1 protein-coding gene is annotated in these 1,165 nt (G+C 48.9%); it reads left to right on the plus strand.

What is annotated here, in order from left to right; genetic code table 11:
- Window positions 1-274 precede the first annotated feature (274 nt).
- The gene (locus KDK15_RS02580; protein ID WP_257293807.1) at window positions 275-1,072 is read left to right on the plus strand and encodes a hypothetical protein; all 798 of its coding nucleotides are present in this window, start codon (window positions 275-277) and stop codon (window positions 1,070-1,072) included.
- Window positions 1,073-1,165: the final 93 nt, after the last annotated feature.

The raw sequence follows: 1,165 nt of genomic DNA on the forward strand, positions 1-1,165 counted from the left end.
TGCGAGGAATTCCAACGAAGATCCAGCTGTCCAAAATGGCTGCGCAGCTCATATTCAGAAGGTGGAATTGGTATAAGCAACTACCAACAAAGGGCTATCCATACCAGAACAACTTTGCTACAAATAAAAACAAGGGATTGATCTGACACCCAGGGAAGGGTGCCTGCATCACACTGCACAAGCTTTAATTCGCAGAGGGTATTCAGGTCTGCCTCCTACAGCGGGCATCCCGCTTACCGATATACACCTGATTAAAAACAACCCGGAAGCCACTATGATTTTTCGTGCAGCTTTTCGTGCAGCAACGGTAATCACATTGTCCACAATCCTGCTGGCATTCGGTGTAAAAGCAAGCGAAAAAGAACCCCCTGCTCTATCTCCTGCAACCATTATCCAGCAGCAAATAATGCTCAATGATATACTGATCAGCATTCACCACCTGCAGCTGGATTTTCTCGATCAGGATGCCAGAAACGCGCTGCAGCTGGCACAGCAATCAGTAAACATCACCATCAACACTCTGCCAGAAAGCCTTCAAGACCCTGAAGCCAATAACCTGCTGGTCACCGTCGTATCCCTTTGGCCGGTGATCAATAAACACATTACCTGGCTGAGCACCATTCCAGCCAGTTCAGAGCCTCCCGCTGCGACCTCATTACTGCGGGTACTGGCCAAAATGGATCGTCAGCTGTTGCTGCTGAGGCAAAAAGCCACCGACGTCCTGGCTGGAGACACGGTTAAGCTTCGCTTTCTGGAGCAAGCACTATTGATGCAATATATGACCAGAGACTACCTGAACCTGCTGGTTTCAGAACAAAATACTGAAGCTGCCATTACCAACCAAATGCAACTGAAAGCACAGGCTAACCGGTTCGATCAGCGAATGACTGCTTTCAATGATGAGTTAGGTGATCATCCCCATGCCATGGTGCCAATCAAACAGGCACACGCTGCCTGGTCGTTTATTCACAGCAGTTTTGCGCGATTTCCGGAACGGAAGATACCTGACCTGATTGTGCGCTACGGCAAACGCATTGTTAGCAGGCTTTCTTCTGTACAGCGTATGCTCTAGGAGGCTGCCCGAGAATAGCGCCCGTCTAGGCGACCCCATAGCGAGGATTGCGAGAAATTGAGGATAAAAATTTCTGATTCTGAGGAGAATAGC

The organism is Endozoicomonas sp. YOMI1, assembly GCF_024606345.1.
Classification (GTDB): domain Bacteria; phylum Pseudomonadota; class Gammaproteobacteria; order Pseudomonadales; family Endozoicomonadaceae; genus Endozoicomonas.

What these genes read in the sequence shown, in the direction of transcription:
- KDK15_RS02580 (WP_257293807.1), top strand. Translation starts at nt 275, where the DNA reads ATGATTTTTCGTGCAGCTTTTCGTGCAGCAACGGTAATCACATTGTCC.